The organism is Pseudomaricurvus alkylphenolicus (genome assembly GCF_011683955.1).
Taxonomy (GTDB): Bacteria; Pseudomonadota; Gammaproteobacteria; order Pseudomonadales; family Cellvibrionaceae; genus Pseudomaricurvus; species Pseudomaricurvus alkylphenolicus.
Genome location: NZ_JAAQPI010000003.1, coordinates 543870 through 557380, shown reverse-complemented (window position 1 = coordinate 557380; position 13511 = coordinate 543870). Strand labels below are relative to the sequence as shown.

Genomic DNA, 13511 nt, shown 5'->3' with positions numbered 1-13511 from the left:
ACCTTTTCAGGTCAGCTGTCTTCGGGATATGGCTGGGGTGGAAGGATTCGAACCTTCGCATGACGGGATCAAAACCCGCTGCCTTACCGCTTGGCTACACCCCAGTGGTATTTACTGGTTTAACAGTTTGTGTGCTGGTGACTGATTGACGCCCTTGGCAACAAAGCCGGAAAACTCCGCTGGAGCTTGCTCCAGTACCGCGCTGGCGGCCGCTTCGGAATCAAAGGGTGCAAACACGCTGGCACCTGTTCCAGTCATCTTGGCAGAGGCATGCTGACCGAGCCACTGCAACGCTTTATCCACTGGCGGATACAGCGTTTGCACCAGCTCCTGGCAGTCGTTTGTGGCGCCCTGCTCAAGAAAGGCCGCTACTGTAATGTTCGAACTGTCTCTTGTCAAATCTTTATGTGAAAAAATTTCTGCGGTGGAAACGTGGCAATCGGGTGTCACCACAAGATACCATTTTTCAGGCATATCAATAGGTTGCAGCTTTTCTCCGACCCCCTCCGCCCAGGCGGTTTGGCCTCTCACAAACACCGGAACATCCGCACCCAGCTGGCGGCCCAGTTCAGCCAATTGATCCAGGGAGAGATCCAATTGCCAGAGGCGGTTCAGGGCCAGCAGTGTCGTGGCGGCGTTGCTGCTGCCGCCGCCGATACCTCCGCCCATGGGCAGTTTTTTTTGCAACTGAATGTCGGCACCGCAGGCTATGTTCGACCTCTGTTGCAGCAGGCGGGCGGCACGGATGATCAGGTTATCCTCGAACGGTACGGTATCCATCTCCGGGGCTAAGGTCAGCCGATTATCGTCGCGCAACTCAAAGCTCAGTTGGTCGCCCCGGTCCAGCAGTTGAAACAGGGTCTGCAGATTGTGGTAGCCGTCCGTTCGGCGGCCGGTAATGTGCAGGAACAGATTGAGCTTGGCCGGCGCGGGCAACGTTATTCTGGTCACATGGGTTCCTAAACGGTCGTAATTCCCTGGGAGAAAGGCTAGTCAAGTTGCCAGTCTTTGATAATAAAGGTCAGCCGGATCTGGTCGCGGCTGGCAGTCAATCTGGCGGGCAGTTGCCAGGGGCCCTGCTGCTCGAAACGTTTGTAGTTCAGAGTCCAACCCCGCTGCTGCAGTTGTTGCAGCAAACCGGTGGTTTCGTCGCGGATCTCATCAAAGGCAGAGTTCGGTGCCGGCAGGCCCCGCACCCAGTAGTGCAGTTCACTGACGGGCAGCCACCAACCCATGGCATCATACATCAGGGCTTCGGGGGTGTCGGCGTGCAGCGGTGGTTGATCGCCCTGTTCCAGAGTGACACCTCCGTCCCGGCCGACTATACGGGTCGCGCCCTGACCAAAGGGGCCGGTAAGCTGAATCCGGTAGTGTTCAATTTCCTGGCGCCAGTCAAAATAGGCGCTGCCGGATTGGCCTGGCGCGCGGATGCCCAGTTTACCCTTGAGTTGCCATTGCTGCAGTTCGGCCAATGTTTGTGCTGGGTTGGTACTTTTATAAGGGCTGTGGCTGGCACAACCGGCCAGCCCGGCAAAGACAACAAGTAACAGGCAGAGTTGAACGAACGCCCTTGAGAGAGACAAGGGCCTTTTGGATGAATGACGCATGAGGGATTACTGTTCTGGGTCTTCAGGTGCTGGAGTCGCCGTTTCGGTGTTTTGCAGGCGGTCGATCACCTCGGGGATCACTCGGCTGCCGGGCTTGAGTTTAAGCCCTTCTTCCCACACCAGTCTGGCTTCCTCTTTTTGCCCTGTTATCCACAGCACTTCGCCCAGGTGTGCGGCTATTTCATGGTCCGGGAATGCCTGCATGGCCTGTCTCAGACGCAACAGCGCTTCTTCATAGTTGCCGAGGCGGTATTGGACCCAGCCCATGGAATCGATAATGGCAGGATCGTCGGGTTTGATCTGCAGGGCCTGGCTGATCAGGACATAGGCTTCTTCGTAGCGATCGGTACGGTCCGCCAGGGTATAGCCGAGTGCGTTGAGGGCGGTGGCGTTGTTGGGATCGTATTTGAGAATGGTGCGCAGGTCGGTCTCCAGCGCCCCCATCATATCCAACTGCTCGTTCACCATAGCGCGGCTATACAGCAACTGAATGCTGGCGGGGAACTGGCCCAGACCTTCGGTGAGCACCTTTTCAGCAGAATTCAGGTGCAGGTGTTTGCTCAGCACCTCGGCTTCCAGCAGGTAGAAGCGTTCGGCCTGGCTGGGGAAACGTTCACGTGCGGCACTGAGGCGTTTGTTGGCCGCCTCTGCCTGATTGCCTCGCACCAAAATGTCAGTGGTCTGTAACAGTGCCGCCATAAAGTCGGGACCGGGTTCCACCTGGATATAGTGATTGAGGGCGTCGTCCCAGCGCTGTTGCTTTTCAGAGATGCGGCCCAGGTAGTAGTGGGCAGACGAGCGGCGCTTGTCGAATTGGGTCAACCGTTCGAACAGCTCCTTGGCATCTTCCAGTTGATCGCGCTCGTGGCTGATCAATGCCAGGGAAAACAACATTTCGGGGTCGTTGGGAGACTTTTCCACCAGTAGTGCAAACTGCTGTTGGGCTTTGGCCAGATCCAGGCTCGCCAACAGGCGTGCATACTGCAGTCTCAGCCGTGTGTTTTCCGGGTGGCTCGCCAGCAGTTCGGCCAGGCGTTTAATCGCCTCTTCGGGTTTCTTCAGTTGGCTGAGCAGTTTGGCTTCCAGCACGGCTGCGGGAATCAGCTCGTTGTTAATCGCCAATGCCTCGCGGGCTTTTTCAAGGGCCAGCTCGGGTTGATTTTGCTGCTGATACAGCAGGCCCAGGCCGATTAACAGCTCGGTATTTCCCGGATGCAGTTGTTGCAGCTGTTGATATTGTTCAACCAACTGTTCCCGTTGGGTATCGGTGGCCTTGGCCGCACGGGCGGCAATGCTCTGGTAAATCGGGGTACTGTGATTTTCGAGCAGATAGTTGGATTGTTCCAGCGCCTCCAGCAAGCGTCCGCTCTGGGCCAGTTCCGTCGCAGCGATAAACCGGGCTTCCAGATCTTCGGGACTGATTTCCACCCATAATAAGGAGGTATTCAAGGCTGCCTGGCGGGCATTGAGGTAGCGGGCAATTCGGGTGGCTCGGGCGGCAACGCCTGGATCGCGGGTCATATGGGCCTGCTGCACATAGTTGCCCAGAGCGATATCGTAGCGCTCGCGACTGCCGGCCATTTCCGCCACCAGCAGGGCGTAGAGGGTTTCCGCCGGGAAGGAGCGCTCAGGAACGGCTGCGGGTTCGGGCTCTGCAGCGACTTCCACCTCGGGTGCGGGTGGCTCCATATCGCTTTGGAGTAGCTGGTTGACGCAGCCTTGCAGCAGGCTGAAGGCCAGGGCCATAGAGGCAAGCCTGAAAAGCCTTTTAGGACGTTGAGTCATCTATTTACAACTGTTCAAAGATTCCATACATCAGACAACCATACCCCTGAAAGGTTGCCCACCTCAATACCAGTATAGGTAGCAAAGGAGAATCCTGCGCCAGATTCGCCCAGGCCGCTTCGCCGGCCGGGGTTAATTTAGAGAAGCAAAGCAGACGGTTCTTTGTCATAATTGGCACTTTTTGAGGCTTGCCGCCTGCGGGAATCGCAGCGATGGCGGATGAAACCCCAGTCACCTTAGTTTTATGACACTGCTCGCCTTCGGCATTAATCACAATACGGCCTCGCTAGACATCCGCGAACGGGTGTCGTTTGCCCCTGAACAGATGCACGACGCACTGAATCTGGCCTGTGGCCAGATCGGCGTTGAGGAAGTGGCCATTCTTTCCACCTGCAACCGCACGGAGGTCTACGCGCAGCTGCGCGCAGGCAAGGGGCAGGTACAGGCTCATCAAGTGCTGCAGGCGTGGGTAGAGGCCTATCATCGCCTCGACCAGGATGCCCTTGAGGATTGCCACTATTGGCATGAGGGCGCAGCGGCGGTCAGCCATATGATGAAGGTGGCCAGTGGCCTGGATTCGCTGGTGCTGGGTGAACCCCAGATTCTGGGTCAGATGAAATCCGCTTATACCGTTGCCTGCGATGCCGGTACGGTGGGGCGTTTTCTGCACAATGCTTTTCATCAGGTGTTTGCCATCGCCAAACGGGTAAGGACCGAGACCGCGATTGGTGAAAACCCGGTGTCTGTGGCCTATGCCGCCGTCAGTCTGGCGCAGCAGATTTTTTCCGACCTTAAAAAAGACACGGCCTTACTGGTCGGAGCCGGGGAAACCATCGAGTTGGTAGCGCAACATCTGGCTCGCCAGGGGGTGGGTCGTCTGATTGTAGCCAATCGCACCTTGGAGCGCGCCTACCAGCTGGCTGAAAAATTCTCGGCCGAAGCCATCTTGTTGTCGGATATTCCCGAGCATCTGCATCGTGCCGACATCGTGATTACCTCTACCGCCAGTCAGTTGCCCTTGCTGGGTAAGGGCGCGGTGGAGTCGGCGTTGCGAAAGCGCCGTCACAAACCCATGTTTATGGTGGATATCGCAGTGCCCCGGGATATCGAACCCGAGGTTGGCGAGTTGGACGATGTCTATCTTTATAGTGTCGATGATCTGCGTGAGGTCATCGACGAAAACCGCCGCAGTCGTGTAGAGGCGGCCACCAAAGCCGAGGAAATTGTCGCCGAGGGCGTACAGCAATACACGGGTGAGCTGCGGGCGCTGGATTCCGTTGCCACCATTAAGGCCTACCGTCAGAAGGCCGAAGACCTGCGTGACCAGGAACTGGCCAAAGCCCTGAAACTGCTCGAAGGCGGCGCTGACCCCCGCCAGGTGATGAACCAGCTGGCACGCGGCCTCACCAACAAGTTATTGCACAGCCCCACCGCCCAGCTCAAGCGAGCCGGCGCTCAGGGTGACAGCCAACTGATAGACCTGACACAGCAACTGTTCGACCTCTCTGAAGCGGATATCGAACAACACGACCTTTAGCGGGCTCGTGCGCCCGCGTTCGCCTCCGCGCCCTGCGGGTATTACTTTGAATCTTAATAGGCGCCAATATGAAAACATCCATTCTGGAAAAACTGGAACTGCTGCAGGACCGCTACGACGAAGTGTCGGCGCTGCTGGGTGATGCGGACATTATTTCCGACCAAAACCGCTTTCGCGACTTATCCAAGGAGTATGCCGAGCTGGAACCGGTGGTAAAGTGTTTCTCTGAATACCGCCAGGTGATGGACGATATTGAAGAGGCCAAGGGGTTGCTGAAAGACGGTGATGCCGATATGCGCGAAATGGCCCAGGAAGAATTGAAAGAGTGCGAGTCGCGTCAGGAACCCTTGGAAGAGGAACTGCAAAAACTGTTGCTGCCCAAAGACCCCAATGATGAAAAAAATGTATTCCTGGAAATCCGTGCGGGAACCGGTGGCGATGAGGCAGCGATCTTTTCCGGAGACCTGTTCCGCATGTATTCCAAATTTGCCGAGCGCCAGAAGTGGCAGGTGGAAATTCTCAGCGAAAACCCCGGCGAACATGGCGGCTACAAAGAGATCATTACCCGTGTGGTGGGCCAGGGCGTTTACTCCAAATTGAAATTCGAATCGGGTGCCCATCGCGTGCAGCGGGTGCCGGAAACCGAATCCCAGGGGCGCATCCATACCTCCGCCTGCACGGTGGCGATTATGCCGGAAGCCGATGAAATGGAAGAGGTGGAAATCAACAAGGCCGATCTGCGTATCGATACCTTTCGGGCCAGTGGTGCCGGTGGTCAGCACGTGAACAAAACCGATTCCGCGATTCGTATTACCCACCTGCCTACCGGTGTGGTGGTGGAATGTCAGGATGAGCGTTCGCAACACAAAAACCGCGCCCGTGCCATGTCGTTGTTGGCGGCCAGACTCAAAAACGCTCAGGAAGAGCAGGCCGCGCAGAGCATTGCTGATGAGCGCCGCAATCTGGTCGGCAGTGGCGACCGCTCCGAGCGTATCCGCACCTACAACTTCCCCCAGGGGCGGGTGACGGATCATCGCATCAATCTCACACTCTACAAACTCAATGAAGTGATGGAGGGCGAATTGGGCGAAGTGGTGCAGCCTTTGATTAACGAATACCAGGCCGATCAGCTGGCGGCCTTGTCGGATTAAGGACGAATCCCTGTGACCAGCATCCGAGAGTGTCTGCAGCGGGCCGATGAACTCGACAGCGATTCCGCACGTCTGGATGTCGAGTTATTGTTGGCACGGGTGTTGGACAAGGGCCGTACTTATCTTTATACCTGGCCCGATCAAGCCCTGTCGGATTCACAACTGGAAGCTTTTGAATCGCTTTTCAAGCAGCGCAGGCAAGGCCGGCCCGTCGCACACCTGTTGGGGGAGAGAGAATTTTGGGGGTTGGACCTGTCGGTGGACGCCTCCACCTTGATACCCCGTGCGGACACCGAAACGCTGGTTGAGGTGACCCTGGAACTGGAGGTTCCTGAAAACGCCAGTGTATTGGACTTGGGTACCGGAACCGGAGCGATCGCTCTGGCCCTGGCCAGCGAAAAACGCCAGTGGCAGTTATTGGCGGTCGACCGCAGTGAGGATGCGGTGGCTCTGGCAGAGGGCAACCGCCGGAAACTGGGGCTCGAAAATGTCGCCGTGCGCCAAAGCGACTGGTTTCAATCGGTGGACGCCTCAGGATTCCATATCATTGTCAGCAACCCTCCTTATATTGATGCGGCTGACCCCCATTTGCAGCAGGGCGATGTGCGCTTTGAACCCTTGACCGCGCTGGTGGCGGAAGATCAGGGGTTGGCTGACATTCAACACATTATCGACAGCAGTCGCGAATACCTTATAAAGGAAGGCTGGTTGCTGTTGGAGCACGGATATCGGCAAGCGCAAGCGGTACGTGAGCTGATGCTGCAAGCCGGTTATGATTCCGTGCGAACCCGACAGGATCTCGGTGGTAACGACCGGGTGACCCTCGGGAAGTACCTATAAAGAGCCTGGAAACAGGCACTTATTGGAGGCACCTAACTTGGAGGCACCAAAGTGAACGACGAACAATTACTGCGCTATAGCCGCCAAATCATGTTGCCGCAGGTGGATGTCGCCGGCCAGGAGAAAATTCTCAACGCGCAGGTGCTGGTTGTAGGTCTGGGAGGGCTGGGTTGCCCGGTGGCGATGTACCTGGCCGCGGCGGGTGTGGGTCATCTGGTGTTAGCCGATTTTGATGAGGTGGATCTGACCAATCTGCAGCGACAGATCGCCCACCACCAGAGCGATATCGGCCGGCCCAAAGTGGAATCGGCGCGGGATAAAATTCATCAGCTGAACCCCGCCACGCAAGTGACTGCACTCCACAAAAAGCTCGACGAAGCCGAACTGGAACAACAGGTTGCTGCGGCCGACATTGTGGTTGATTGTACGGATAACTTCAGTATTCGCCATGCTATCAATCGCGCCTGCGTCACCAACACCACACCTCTGGTTTCCGGCGCGGCGATTCGATTGGAAGGGCAGGTTGCCGTTTTTGATCCCCGTCGTGAGGGTACCCCCTGCTACCGGTGTCTTTATGCCCTGGACAATGATGAAAATCTCAGCTGTTCAGAAAGTGGCGTTCTGGCACCACTGGTGGGTATTATCGGTTCCGTACAAGCGCTGGAGGCCTTAAAGCTGCTGGCAGACTTTGGGGAGCCTCTGGCCGGTAAGTTGCTGCTGCTAGACGCCACCACAATGGAGTGGCGCAGTCTGAAGCTGCCCCGAGACCCGGCTTGCCCGGTCTGTGGAGATTTATAACAGCTGATTAATAACAACAACGATTCACGCAACGAGTAAGAAGGGATGACGATGCGTAAACCACTCGGATTTGGTCATGACTGAACAGGCCAAACGACTTTCTTTATGGCTGGGGCCCCTGTTGGCGTTGCTGGTCGGCTTCAGTCTTGACAATGGTGGCTGGGCACAAGAGGCATGTTTTGCCGCGGGTATCACGGTTCTGTGTGCGGTCTGGTGGATCTTTGAACCCATCCCCATTCCTGCAACTTCCCTGATTCCCCTCGGCGGTCTTCCTTTGCTGGGCGTCCTTAATGGGCAGCAAATTGCCGCGGCCTACGGTAGCCCTATTATTCTGCTGTTGGTGGGCGGCGCCATGTTGTCAAAAGGCATGGAAAAAAGCGGTGCTCATCGTCGTATTGCCCTGTGGATGATTCGGGGGATTGGTACCAGCAGCCTGCGCCGGGTGGTGATGGGCTTTATGGCCGCCTCCGCATTCTTGTCCATGTGGATCTCCAATACCGCCACTACCTTGATGCTGGTGCCGGTGGCCATGGCGGTGTTGGAGACCGTCAAAGACCGCCGTTTAACAGTGGCATTACTGCTGGGCATCGCCTATTCGGCCAGCATTGGAGGCCTGGCGACACCTATAGGCACTCCCCCCAATCTGATTTTCCTGTCGGTGTACAAGGAGTTTACCGGTCGCGAGATTTCCTTTGTGGAATGGATGGCGATTGGCTTGCCGGTGGTATTGCTGTTGTTGCCCCTGGCGGCACTGTGGCTTACCCGCGGCCTGGGTTTTTCCCGGGATGTTGACATTCAGGGCGTTGGTCCGATGTCAAAAGCCGAGTCTAGGGTACTTTGGGTGTTTGCGCTGGTGATCATTGCGTGGATGACCCTCAAAAACCCGGCCGGGGGGTGGAGCGGCTGGCTGGGGCTGCCCTATGCCAACTATGCCGCCGTGGCCTTTGCCGCTGTGGTGGTGATGTTCCTCTGCCCGGATGGTGAAGATGGCCGATTGCTCGATTGGCCGGCAGCCAATTCCATCCACTGGGGTGTGATGATTCTGTTTGCCGGCGGCATCGCCATTGCCAAGGCTTTTATGGTGACGGGCTTGAGCGAGGCATTGGGTAAGCAACTGTCCGGGATAGCGGGCTGGCCGCTGTTTGCAGTGATGCTGACCATCTGCCTGGCGGTGACCTTCCTGACCGAGGTAACCAGCAATACCGCCACCACCACGCTGTTGATGCCCATTCTGGCAGCGGCCGCCGCCAGTACCAGCTGGGACCCCATGATGCTGATGATTCCTGCGGCTCTGAGCGCCAGTTGTGCCTTTATGCTACCCGTGGCTACCGCGCCCAATGCCATTGTGATTGCCTCCGGGCGAGTGCAGGTGGTGGATATGGTGCGCGAGGGAATAGGGCTGAACCTCATGGGAGCATTGCTGATCTCTTCATTGCTGTATTTTCTGCTGTAGTTCCGACCCTGTTGGGGCCGGGGCAAAAAGGCAGGAAAAATGCGAAATTTCCATTGTAGATTTACGCGCCATTGCCGATAACCTCCCTATGGGGCGAAATTATCCCCCCAGGGGCCTTGGCGCAGAAATATTCCTGAACCTATCAAACGGATATAAGAGACATTCTGCTTAGTAGAGGTTGGCTATAAATTATTCGCTCTGCTAAGATGATGCTCGATTTTACCGTGGCGCGGGATTGATTTTCCGTTTGCCGGGAGTCGTAGGAGATACGGCCCACTGATGGCGGTAAACGCGAAGCAGTAGAGGTAGTAATAGAGGTGCCGGAGGCCCGCCTCGGGAGCGATTGAATGCCCCGACGTGAGCTTGCGGCTTTTTTATGCCAGTAGGTTTATACCGAACCTAGAAAGGGTAGCTTTAGAAAGCACGTTATGCAGATTAAACAGGGCGCGGTAGAGCTGATACGCAAGTTTCAGCAACTGTTCGCGGATCTCAATCATCGGCAAATTGCCGAACGACTGGTCAAGCAGGTGGTAGCCCAACCGGGGCTGAGCCGCTGCGCCCTGGTCGTTCAGCGCGATGATAGTCTGTATGTAGAGGCCATTGCCTTACCTGATTCCACCGCTTGTCCATCCGCACCTCTCAAGAGTCTCAAGAATCTACCGGGCAATCTGTTGCAGGACTGTTTTCAGCTGGGCAGCGGAGTTGCTTTGGATCTGGAGCATGCGCCCAGCCTGTCGACCTTGCCCGCGAGCAACAGCCTGGTTATTCAGATGGTGGGGGACGAAAATCGGCCCATGGCCGCCTACGTGTGCGAGTCCACCGAATCTTTGGAGCAGCTCCAGGAGGCACTCAAGCCGCTGGAAAGCTTATGGGTATTTAGTACGCTGCTAGTGCACCAGCTTGTACAGACCCGCAGCCACGAAGAGCAAGCCGAAAAATTCCGCATCGCTGAGCAGGCGCTCTGGGCCAGCGAAACTTATCTCAATGCCATTCTATATCACTCGCCCACACTGATTTCGGTCAAGGACCTCGACGGAAATGTGGTGCTGGCCAGTGATCACTTTATGCATGTTGACGGTATCGACGAGAGCGGCTACGTAGGCAAGAACGTGTTCGATGTCTACGAAGAAGAGCTGGCCCGCAAGCTTTGGGAAGCGGACCAGTCTGCTCTGGATACCCATATCAAGGTTGAGGAAGAGATCGAAATCCGCCACAAAGACGGCAACCTGCATACCTATCTGATGGTGAAGTTCCCGCTTAAGGACAAGCACCATCAGACGTTTGGTGTCTGTACGATTTGCACCGACATCTCCGAGCGTAAAGAGGCTGAAGACACCCTGCGGGAACAACAATCACGGTTGAATTATATGGCCTTTCACGATTCCCTGACCGGCCTGCCGAATCGCGCCTTGTTCTATGATCGCATCAATCATGGTTTGGCCCGGGCCAAACGCAGCGGAAACAAGTTGGCGCTGATGCTGCTCGACCTCGACCGTTTTAAAAATATCAACGACAGTCTCGGGCATGACGCCGGCGATCTGCTGTTAAAAGCGGTGTCGAAGCGCCTGCAGGACAATGTTCGGGATATGGACACCGTGGCTCGTCTGGGCGGTGATGAATTTGTGGTGGTGCTGGAAGGCATCCAGGATGAAGAAGATATCGGCCAGGTGGCCAATAAGCTACTGAGCGGTGTCTCCAAGTCGATCAATATTTCCGGCCATGATATCGCCTCCACGGTGAGTATCGGTATTTCCATGTATCCCGAGGATGGAGAAGACACCGATACCCTGTTGAAGAACGCAGATATTGCCATGTACAAGGCTAAAGAGGCCGGCAAGAACAACTTCAAGTATTACACCGAGGGCATGAATGCCACCGCGGTGAATTACCTGCTGCTGGAAAACGATCTTCGTCGCGCCATCGAGACCGATCAGCTGATGCTGATGTATCAGCCCCAAATAGATTTGCAGACGGGCAGCCTGTTGGGCATGGAGGCGTTGGTTCGCTGGAATCATCCGGATCGGGGTATGGTGTCACCGGTGCACTTTATCCCCCTGGCCGAAGAGACGGGTTTGATTGTGGCCCTGGGTGATTGGGTATTGCGCGAGGCCTGCAAGCAGCAGCGCATTTGGTTGCAGCAGGGGCGCTATAGCAACAAGGTGGCGGTGAATCTGTCGCCACGCCAATTCCGACAGGAAAACTTTCCCCAGCGGGTGGCGGAAATCCTCAATATGATGGAACTGCCGGCCAAGTATCTGGAGCTGGAAATCACCGAAAGCTCGGCGATGGAAAATGCCGGTGAAACCATCACCATGATGAACGAACTCAATGCGATGGGCGTCTCACTGGCGATTGATGACTTTGGTACCGGCTATTCCTCACTGGCCTACCTCAAGCGTTTTCCCATCCAAAAACTCAAGATCGACCGCAGTTTTATCAACGATATCGCCACTGACCAGAATGATGCGGCCATTGCCCGTTCCATCATCAGTCTCGCGCACAATATGTCGTTGAATGTGGTCGCCGAAGGTGTTGAGCACGACGTCCAGGTGGATTGGTTACGTCGCCGGGGCTGCGACATGGCTCAGGGTTTTTATTACGCGAAGCCGTTGACGGTTGAGCAGATGAACCATCATTTGAAAGAGGGATCATTCTCCAGCTCTTCAAATGTGGTGAAACTGGAATTCCAGGTGTAGAGCAGCGTCAGAGCAAAGACAGCCTTTGTACAGCGGGCGACAAACTGAAGACACCGCTCAGGTTCAGCGTCAAATCCATCAGCTCATCCCACGCATCCGCATTGCGCAGGCCTTTAATGGCCTTGTCGACACCGTTTGCCTTGCGCAGCAGCATTTGCAGCTGCGGCTGCTTGAGTCTCCTCAAAGCATTGTTGACCAGCGGTTTGCGCTTGTCCCAGACACCGGCGCTTTTGGCGGCGCGGTCCATGGAGTTGCCCTGCTGCAAGGCGTGCGCCATTTGGCTTAGTGTGCGGATTTCCCGCGCAAGGGCCCAGAGCACCACGGTGGCGTCGGTGCCTTCGCCGCGCAGACCCTGCAGGGTTTTGATAGCCGATCTGGCGTCGCCGTGCAGGGCTTTATCGATCAGATTGAACACGTCGTAGCGGGCACTGTCGGCAACGGCACCGGCGACGGTCTCGGTGCTGACCAGACCGTCGTCATTGGCCAGTAGTTTGAGTTTTTCGATCTCTTGAGTGGCGGCCAGCAGATTGCCCTCCACTCGGGCGGCCAGCATATCGATGGCATCTCGATCGGCGCGCAGCCCTGCCTGCTGCATGCGTTGATCAATCCAGCGAGGCAGCTGAGGTGCGGCGATGGGCCAGATTTGTACAAAGGCACCGGTTTTTTCAACCGCCTTAAACCATTTGCTGCGCTGAGCACTGCCGTCCAACTTGGGGGTGACGATCAGCAGCAGGTTATCTTCAGACGGCTGTTCGCAGTAGCTCAGCAGCGCTTTGCCACCTTTATCCCCGGGTTTGCCATTGTCGATGCGTAATTCAAGGATTTTTTTATCGGCGAACAGCGAAAGGCTGTTGGCGGAGGTCAGCAGTTCCTCCCAATCAAAACCGGCCTCCACATGGTGGCGTTCGCGCTCGGTAAAGCCGGCCCTGCGGGCAGCTTCCCGAATGGTGTCGCAGGCTTCCTGAACCAGCAGCGGTTCATCGCCGCTGACCAGGTAGACGGGTGCCAATTGCTTGCGCAGGGCGCTATCGAGCTGGTCGGCACGCAGTTTAGCCATTGCCGCTTTCCGCTGGGGTACTGCCTTTGTTGGCGGCAGCGCTCGACAAAAAGCGCAGGCGCCGCAGGATCTGTTGGATCAACTGGTTGCGCATTTCGGCGTCGATCAGTTTTTCCTCCTGGGCTTTGGCGACCACCGCATCGCGGTCGAAATCGTAAACCCGCTGTGCTTCCGCCGTGGCGCGTGGCACCAGCACCTTGCCGGTGGCGTCTTCAATGCGGTAGTCAACGCTCATGTTGAGTTCGTACTCCGCCGCCAACGCATTGTTGCCCACAGAGGCCGTGCGGCGACGGGATTGTTCGTTACTCAGGTGAATACGGTACTGCGCATTGTCCATCGTGTCACTGGCTTCAATGCGGTAGGCGACCAGGGCTTTTTTCAGGCCGCTGGCCAGAGCGCCGTGGCTGTTGTCTGCGGTAACATAGATGGCCGAAACGCCTTCGGGCATTTCCACCGAGCCGCGCAGATGCCAGCCGCAACCGGTCAACAGCGACAGGCTCAATACCAACAAAAGCAATTTTTTCATAACAGTCCTTTCGTTTAACTGCCTTTTTTTACTTAACGGCCAAAGATTTACTTAACCGCCA

At 56.3% G+C, this 13511-nt stretch carries 12 protein-coding genes and 1 tRNA gene; 6 read left to right on the top strand and 7 right to left on the bottom strand.

The window, feature by feature from the left end:
- Positions 1-29 precede the first annotated feature (29 nt).
- The 5 genes from HBA55_RS11125 to HBA55_RS11105 all read right to left on the bottom strand — a co-directional run bounded on the left by HBA55_RS11125 (position 30) and on the right by HBA55_RS11105 (position 3666).
- Positions 30-104, bottom strand: a tRNA-Gln gene (locus HBA55_RS11125).
- A gap of 7 nt (positions 105-111) precedes the next feature.
- Positions 112-951 carry a 4-(cytidine 5'-diphospho)-2-C-methyl-D-erythritol kinase gene (ispE, locus tag HBA55_RS11120; protein ID WP_166990531.1) on the bottom strand — a complete coding sequence of 280 codons (840 nt, stop codon included), beginning with the start codon at positions 949-951 and terminating at the stop codon, positions 112-114.
- Between the two features lie 38 nt (positions 952-989).
- Positions 990-1607, bottom strand: coding sequence for a lipoprotein insertase outer membrane protein LolB (gene lolB, locus HBA55_RS11115; RefSeq protein WP_166990528.1), 618 nt, complete (start codon positions 1605-1607; stop codon positions 990-992).
- Positions 1608-1613: 6 nt separating this feature from the next.
- Complete coding sequence (locus tag HBA55_RS11110) at positions 1614-3353, bottom strand: tetratricopeptide repeat protein (protein ID WP_166990525.1); 1740 nt, start codon at positions 3351-3353, stop codon at positions 1614-1616.
- A gap of 43 nt (positions 3354-3396) precedes the next feature.
- Complete coding sequence (locus HBA55_RS11105) at positions 3397-3666, bottom strand: hypothetical protein (protein WP_166990522.1); 270 nt, start codon at positions 3664-3666, stop codon at positions 3397-3399.
- Here HBA55_RS11105 and hemA point away from each other — a divergent pair.
- The 6 genes from hemA to HBA55_RS11075 all read left to right on the top strand — a co-directional run bounded on the left by hemA (position 3637) and on the right by HBA55_RS11075 (position 11867).
- Positions 3637-4929, top strand: coding sequence for a glutamyl-tRNA reductase (gene hemA, locus HBA55_RS11100; RefSeq protein WP_166990519.1), 1293 nt, complete (start codon positions 3637-3639; stop codon positions 4927-4929). The two genes, HBA55_RS11105 and hemA, sit on opposite strands and share 30 nt — an antisense overlap.
- 68 nt (positions 4930-4997) lie before the next feature.
- Complete coding sequence (gene prfA, locus HBA55_RS11095) at positions 4998-6080, top strand: peptide chain release factor 1 (protein ID WP_166990516.1); 1083 nt, start codon at positions 4998-5000, stop codon at positions 6078-6080.
- A gap of 12 nt (positions 6081-6092) precedes the next feature.
- On the top strand, positions 6093-6920 hold the full coding sequence (gene prmC / locus HBA55_RS11090) for a peptide chain release factor N(5)-glutamine methyltransferase (RefSeq protein ID WP_338109396.1): 828 nt from the start codon (positions 6093-6095) through the stop codon (positions 6918-6920).
- A 51-nt stretch (positions 6921-6971) separates the two neighbouring features.
- Positions 6972-7718: a molybdopterin-synthase adenylyltransferase MoeB gene (locus tag HBA55_RS11085; protein WP_166990513.1), complete on the top strand. Its 747-nt coding sequence runs from the start codon at positions 6972-6974 to the stop codon at positions 7716-7718.
- Positions 7719-7794: 76 nt separating this feature from the next.
- A complete protein-coding gene (locus HBA55_RS11080) occupies positions 7795-9171 on the top strand; it encodes an SLC13 family permease (RefSeq protein ID WP_166990510.1) in 1377 nt (458 codons plus the stop codon).
- A gap of 428 nt (positions 9172-9599) precedes the next feature.
- Positions 9600-11867 carry a putative bifunctional diguanylate cyclase/phosphodiesterase gene (locus HBA55_RS11075; protein ID WP_166990508.1) on the top strand — a complete coding sequence of 756 codons (2268 nt, stop codon included), beginning with the start codon at positions 9600-9602 and terminating at the stop codon, positions 11865-11867.
- Positions 11868-11874: 7 nt separating this feature from the next.
- On the opposite strand, the gene holA is transcribed toward HBA55_RS11075, so the two are convergent.
- The gene (holA, locus tag HBA55_RS11070; protein ID WP_166990505.1) at positions 11875-12924 is read right to left on the bottom strand and encodes a DNA polymerase III subunit delta; all 1050 of its coding nucleotides are present in this window, start codon (positions 12922-12924) and stop codon (positions 11875-11877) included.
- Positions 12917-13450 (bottom strand): LPS-assembly lipoprotein LptE, encoded by a 534-nt coding sequence (locus HBA55_RS11065; RefSeq protein ID WP_166990502.1) that lies wholly within the window; start codon positions 13448-13450, stop codon positions 12917-12919. Before HBA55_RS11065 ends, holA begins: the two co-directional genes overlap by 8 nt.
- Positions 13451-13511 lie beyond the last annotated feature (61 nt).